General features: G+C 71.8%; 5 protein-coding genes. 2 read left to right on the top strand and 3 right to left on the bottom strand.

Going from position 1 to position 6159, the window contains the following annotated elements:
* Nucleotides 1–131: 131 nt before the first annotated feature.
* Nucleotides 132–470, top strand: a complete 339-nt coding sequence (locus ABZ919_RS41345) for a hypothetical protein (RefSeq protein WP_361259446.1) — start codon at nucleotides 132–134, stop codon at nucleotides 468–470.
* 478 nt (nucleotides 471–948) lie between these two features.
* Here the strand turns inward: ABZ919_RS41345 and ABZ919_RS41340 are convergent, their stop codons facing one another.
* Both ABZ919_RS41340 and ABZ919_RS41335 read right to left on the bottom strand, forming a co-directional pair.
* Entirely contained in the window at nucleotides 949–1974 is a 1026-nt protein-coding gene (locus ABZ919_RS41340) for an alcohol dehydrogenase (RefSeq protein ID WP_361259443.1), read from the bottom strand.
* Nucleotides 1975–2159: 185 nt separating this feature from the next.
* Nucleotides 2160–2813: a TetR family transcriptional regulator gene (locus ABZ919_RS41335; protein ID WP_361259440.1), complete on the bottom strand. Its 654-nt coding sequence runs from the start codon at nucleotides 2811–2813 to the stop codon at nucleotides 2160–2162.
* A gap of 150 nt (nucleotides 2814–2963) precedes the next feature.
* Here ABZ919_RS41335 and ABZ919_RS41330 point away from each other — a divergent pair, with 150 nt between their 5' ends.
* Entirely contained in the window at nucleotides 2964–4217 is a 1254-nt protein-coding gene (locus ABZ919_RS41330; protein WP_361259437.1) for a YncE family protein, read from the top strand.
* A gap of 66 nt (nucleotides 4218–4283) precedes the next feature.
* Here ABZ919_RS41330 and ABZ919_RS41325 read toward each other — a convergent pair whose 3' ends face one another.
* Nucleotides 4284–6110, bottom strand: a complete 1827-nt coding sequence (locus ABZ919_RS41325; protein ID WP_361259448.1) for a cellulase family glycosylhydrolase — start codon at nucleotides 6108–6110, stop codon at nucleotides 4284–4286.
* Nucleotides 6111–6159 lie beyond the last annotated feature (49 nt).

Here is a 6159-nt window from a genome sequence, read left to right as displayed (position 1 = left end):
CTGGAGTGGGCGACCTCCTGCCCGCCGCCGCGGCACAACTTCCTCACCCTGCCGCGGATCCGCAGCGAATCCCCGGCGTTCGACCTGCACCACCCCGGAACACTGTCCGCGGAACGGGAGTTGAGCGCACGGTGACGGCTCACGAGGAGCGGACACTCGTCCGGGAGATCGAGGGCCATCTGCTGCTCGCCGCCGCACGGGAGGAGGGCCGTACGGCGGCGGCGCGCACCGCGTCCCGGCTGGGCTGGCTCACCGGCGCGCAACGCGAGGAGCTGGAGCGGGAGTTCGAGGCGGAGTATGTGGCGCTGTCCCGCCGGTCGTGGCAGCGCACCGCCGAACGCGCCGAGGAGCTGCGGCACACGTACGAGTCACGGTACCGGGCGCTGCGGCAGCGTCTGCTGGCGTGTCTGCTCCTGGGGTGCGCGGTGCTCGCGGCGGCGTCTCTGCTGGCGGTGTCCGCCGCCGAGTAGCGTCTCTGCTGGCGGTGTCCGCCGTCTAGTAGCGTCGCCACTACGCGTGGTGCCGTACGACGCGATGGCACAACTGCCGCGCATCATCGACGAGTTCGTCGGCGACGGTCAACCGCAGGTCTTCGTCGGTCCGGACAGGGCCACCGTGCCGGACGCCTGCCGCCCGCGCCCAGGTGGTCGCGACGGCGGATCTGGCTGCCGGAGTTTTCCGGCATGCGGGCTCCCGGGAACCGGCGCCGGCATGCCGCCGGCTGAGGGCACCGGAGACGGCTGCGGACGTCGTACCGCTGCGCGGTCCTCACCGTGGCCGCCCCGGCCCCGCCCTCCTGCGGGTCACCCGGGAGCCGGGGTGCCGGGAGCGGGCGCGCTCGCCGGGCGCCCGCATCCACGGCGAGGACGGCGCCGCCTCTGTCCACGGCTGGCGCTGCACCGGCTCGGCGGCCGAGGCACCGCCCGACTCTCACCCCGGATGCCCGGGTCAGCCGGTGGTGAGCACCATCCGGAAGCGGGCCTTGCCGGCCATCATCTTCTGGTAGGCCTCGGCCACGTCGTCCAGCGGCGCGGTCTCGGTCATCGGGCGAATGCCGTGCAGGGCGCTGAAGGCCATGGTGTCCTCCACGTCCTGCGAGGTGCCGGACGGGTGGCCGCGCACGATCCGGCCGGTCAACAGCAGCTGGGCGGGGTTGATGCCCATCGGTTCGTAGTCCGCTCCGATGACCACGAGCTCACCGCGTGGCGCCAGCCCGTCCACGGTGGCCGTGATGGCCTCGGAGTTCCCGGCGGTGGCCAGTACGACGTCCGCTCCGCCGAGGGACTGCAGGGCCTCGGCCACCGGAGTTCCGGCGGTGCTGTCGACGTAGTGGTGGGCGCCCAACTGCTTGGCGAAGTCGGCCTTCTCCGCACCCCGCGCGATCGCCACCGTCTCGAAGCCCGACGCGACCGCGTACTGCACCGCGAGGTGCCCCAGGCCGCCGAGGCCGAGCACCGCGACCCGGTCGCCGGACCGGGCGGAGCTGCGCCGCAGCCCGTTGAAGACCGTCACGCCCGCGCAGGCCATGGGTCCCGCGTCGCCCGCCGCCAGCGCGTCGGGGATCCGGGCCAGGGCGTCGAAGGGTGCGATCACCTTCTCGGCGAAGCCTCCGTCGTACGCCCATCCGGGGACCTTCAGATACCGGCAGACGATGAAGTCACCCTGCCGGCACTGCTTGCAGTGGCCGCAGCTCCCGCCGAACCAGCCGACCGCCACCCGGTCGCCGACCTGCCAGCCGCGGTCCTGAGCGCCTTGGCCCAGTGCCTCGACGCGTCCGGCGATCTCGTGCCCGGCCACCACCGGGAACGTCACGCCCGGCAGTGCGCCGTTCACGAAGAGGGCATCGCTGTGGCAGATGCCGCAGGCTTCGACGGCGATCCGCGCATACCCGGGACCCGGCTCGGGCACCTCCCGCTCGACCAGCCCGAACGGGCCGCCCGCGGTGGTCACCTGCGCGACTCGGTAGGTAGTCATCACTCTCTCCTGTGTCGTCCGGTGTGTCGTCCGGTGTGTCGTCCGTTCCGGAGCACGGCTGTTCCGGAGCACGGCTGCGACGCCCCCGCACCAGCAGACCAGCTACGGGCCGATCGCGCGCGTCGAACCAGGTGCGAACGCGCTCACCTGGGCCGATGAGTGGATCACGCCGCCTTTGCGTCGGTCTAGGGCCGCCAGCCCTCCGGCCGGAGCATCCCGAGCAGCAGCCGCACCAGCTCGTCCACCACCTCGTCCAGCGTGGCGTCCACCCAGCCGGCGCTCCAGTCGTGCAGGAGGCCGTTGACACTGCCGATGAAGGCCGCCGCGGCGAGGCGGTAGTCGCGGGGCGCCGCCTCCCCGCGCACGGCGGCCGCGTCCGCCTCGGCACGGATGAGGTCGATCCAGCGGGCCCGGCGGGCCAGGCGCTGCTCCTCCAGGCGGGGGCTGACGCCGACGATCTCCACGAAGGCGATGCGGATGCGGCGCGGATCGCAGGTGACATCGCGGGCGTAGGCCCGGAAGAGCACGGTGGTGCGCTCGGCCAGAGGAAGCCCGTCCGCCGCGGCGAGGGCGTCCAGCACCGCCTGCTCGGCCCAGCCGTTGACCTCCAGGTGCAGCGCGGCGAGGACGTCCTCCAGGGTGCGGAACTCCTCGTAGAACTGGCGCGTGGACAGACCTGCCGCCTGGCTCAGCGCGGCGACCGTCGTACCCCGGAAGCCGGGGGTGCCGCCGAACAGCTCCAGGGCGGCGCCCAGGAAGCGCGCGCGTCGCTCTGCCTGCCGTTCCTCGGCGGATCTGCCGCGGTAACGGCCCGTCGGCGCCTTGAGCCTGCCCGTCACTCTTCCCCCTCCGTCGGCCGGCCGGTCACCCAATCTTGTCGTGCACACATCTTGTCGAGCAGCCCATCCACTCCTTACTTTTCAGTAAGTTCACTGTGAATGCAGCCATGTTCAGATTCCGCGCACCCTCCCCGAGGAAAGAGAGCAGTCATGCCTGCCTCCAGAACCAGGCACCTGTGCTCCATGGCCGCCGCCCTCGCCCTGACCTTCGCCGGTCCGGCGACCGCCGCCTCCGCCGCGAGCGGCGCCTCCGACGGTCTGCGCGAGGTGCTGTTCGTCGGCAACAACTGGGACGGCACCGCCGATGTCGTCAAGTCCTCAGGCGACCTCGCGAAGATCGGCCGGATCGACGTCATTCCCGACAAGGCACAGCGGCTGGCGGAGATCAACGCCGACCCGATCAAGTGGATCTACTACACGTCCATCCGCAACGAGGTGGGCGAGGGGCACGACCAGTACGTGGACGACATGTACTCCACGCCCGACGGGAAGTCCGTGGTCGTCTCCCGGCCCAGCTTCGCCGACGTCGTCTCCATCGACCTGGCCACCGACAAGATCAACTGGCGCTTTCCCGTGGCCGGTTACCGCGCCGACCACATGGCGGTCTCGCCCGACGGCACCCGGGTCGCGGTCTCGGCGTCCACCGCGAACAAGGTGCAGGTGCTCGACATCGACACCGGCAGGGAAGTGGGCGAGTTCGGCACCGGCGACAAGCCGCACGAGAACTTCTTCACGAACGGCGGGAAGTACATCTGGAACATGTCCATCGGCGAGGTGACCACCTCCCTCGACGACCCAGCCTGGGACTGGACCAAGGGCGACCGCCACATCACCGTTGTGGACGCGACCACGTTCAAGCAGGTCAGAACCATCGACATGCGGGACCGGCTGGACGCGGCCGGGCTGCAGGACTTCTCCGACGCCGTGCGGCCCGCCGCCTTCACGCCCGACTGGTCCAAGCTGTACTTCCAGGTGTCGTTCTTCAACGGCTTCCTGGAGTACGACGTGGCCACGGACAGGATCACCCGGGTGAAGACGCTGCCGGCGAACCCGGCGACGAACCCGGACCGCACCACCTGGCTGCTGGACTCGCGCCACCACGGCATCTCGATGAACCCCGAGGGCACCAAGCTGTGCGTCGCCGGGACCATGGACAACTACGCGACCGTCGTCGACCGGGCCTCCTTCGGCGTCGGCCCGCTCGTCACCGCGTCCACGCCCTACTGGGCGACCGTGAGCGGCGACGGCAAGGACTGCGTCATCTCCGAGGCCGGCGCCGACCGGATCACCGCCATCGACTTCGCCACCGGCCAGAAGGTGCTGTCGGTGCCGGTCGGCGATCATCCGCAGCGCGTCCGGCTGGGGCACGTCCAGGCCGACTGGACGGGCCCGGGCGGGAGTTGAGCGCCGTACGGTTCCCGGGGCGACCCCACTCCCCCCGGGGGCCGTACGGCTCCGGCCGAGGTGGGCTCAGAAGTGGGCCGCCACCCAGGCGGCCAGCTCGGACCGGGCCGCGTTCAGCAGGCCGGGCGAGGGCGCTGTGGCCCCGTTGGTCACCAGCGCGAAGTGCGGGACACCGGAGTCCGTGTCGGTGAGCAGCAGCCGGCGGCTGCCGGTGCCGCCCGGCTCGGGGGCGACGGCGACCGGGGTGGCGGCGCCTGTGTAGGCGGGCGGTGCCCAGGCCGTGCCCAGGTCGGAGACGACGGTGGCGGTGGGGAAGGACGCCGGCAGATGCAGTTCGGTGGGCGCGGTGCCGTCGCCGGAACGCCACACCAGCAGCCCGTACTGGCCGGAGCCCACGAGCCGGGCCACCTCCGGCAGCGACGACGGCACCGGGTTCCAGGTGAGGGTCGTCGAGCCGTCGCGGGAGCGGTCCTCGTAGGTGAAGGCGAGGGCCGTACCGGCCGTCGCGCTCGGGTAGAGACGGTCCAGCAGGCGGGCGTCCTGGCGCAGGGTGACGTCGCCGGAGCCGTCCAGGCGTGCGGCGGAGAGGTCCTCGCCGTTCCAGGCGTCACCGGCGGTGAGCACCTTGCCAGGGTTGCCGTTCATCAGCTCGTGGTGCCGGCCGCTGTAGAGGTCCCACTGCCACTGGGTCCCGGAGAGCACCGGCCCGGAGGCAGCCGGGTCCCTCCACCAGCTCGCCCCCGGCAGGCGGGAGTCCAGGGCCTGGTACATGGCCTTGAGGACGGTGGGTGCCTTGTCGGCGACCGTGCCGGAGAGCGGGTGACCGAACTCGCTGACCACGGCCGCGGTGCCGGCGGCCGCGGCACGGTCGCGGACGGCGGCGAAATCGGCGGCGTACTGGTCGTCGGCGGCCTTGCCCCACATGAGGATGCCGGATATGGCCTTCTGGTCGTAGAAGTGGGTGTTGAAGACGTACGCCGGACCGAGGGTGCCCGCGTCCAGCAGGCCGCCCTCCTGTCTCTGGCTGGAGATGTCGGCGTTCCAGAAGAGGTTGGGCTCCACGAAAGCGGGCTTGTCCTGCCAGCCGGCGGCGTCCATGCCGGCGCGGAACTTCTCGTAGAAGGGCCACAGCAGGTCCTCCTCCCAGGTGCGGGAGGTCTGCCCCGAGTCGTAACCGCCCGCGTAGGGCTCGTTGTACGGGTCGAAGCCGGCGATCTGGCCGAACTCCGTGTCGCTGAGGTGGCGGCGGAGGTAGGTCATGGCAGTGCGGGCGGTGGCGAGGAAGGAGTCCTGGAGGCCGTGGGCGTTGTGCCAGAAGTCGCGCTGCGCCTGCTGCACGGCCGCGTTCTGGGTGATGTTCTGGCCCCAGAAGAGGCAGATGCCGCACGACTCGGCCGGGTAACTTCCGGCGTCGACCGCCCACTTGGGGGCGCCGTCACCGGTGTACCAGCTGCCGCTGTTGAAGAGGTGGCGGGAGTAGAGGTCCTGGTGGAAGTCCGGGAGAACGCGGATGCCCGCGTCCAGGAAGGCGCGTATCTGCTCGGTGACGGCGGCCAGATAGCCGGTGTCCACCTGGCCGCGCACGGGCTCGGCGTGCGCCCAGGAGAACAGGAAGCGGACCGCGTCGGCGCCGCCGAGGGCGCGCAGCGCGGCCGCCGACTTCCCGGCGTCGGCGACCGAGGCGAAGGGCAGGCCGGCGTTCTCCTCCAGCTTGCTCTCGCCGGAGACGTTGTAGCCGCGCAGGACGATCTCGCGCCCCTGGCCGTCGCTGAAGCGGCCCCCCTGCACGGTGAGCGGGGCGCCGTCGAACCAGAGGGAGTCGGCGGGGAGGGCGGGGTCGGCGGTGGCGGGCGGGCGGCCCCCCCCCCCCCGGAAAGCGCAGGGGGCGCCCAGACAGAAGAGCCAACGCGCCCCCAGACGAGCGAAGTCCACCCCCGAGCGC

The organism is Streptomyces sp. NPDC046759, assembly GCF_040645475.1.
GTDB lineage: Bacteria > Actinomycetota > Actinomycetes > Streptomycetales > Streptomycetaceae > Streptomyces.
This window is presented reverse-complemented; position numbering and strand designations above follow the sequence as displayed.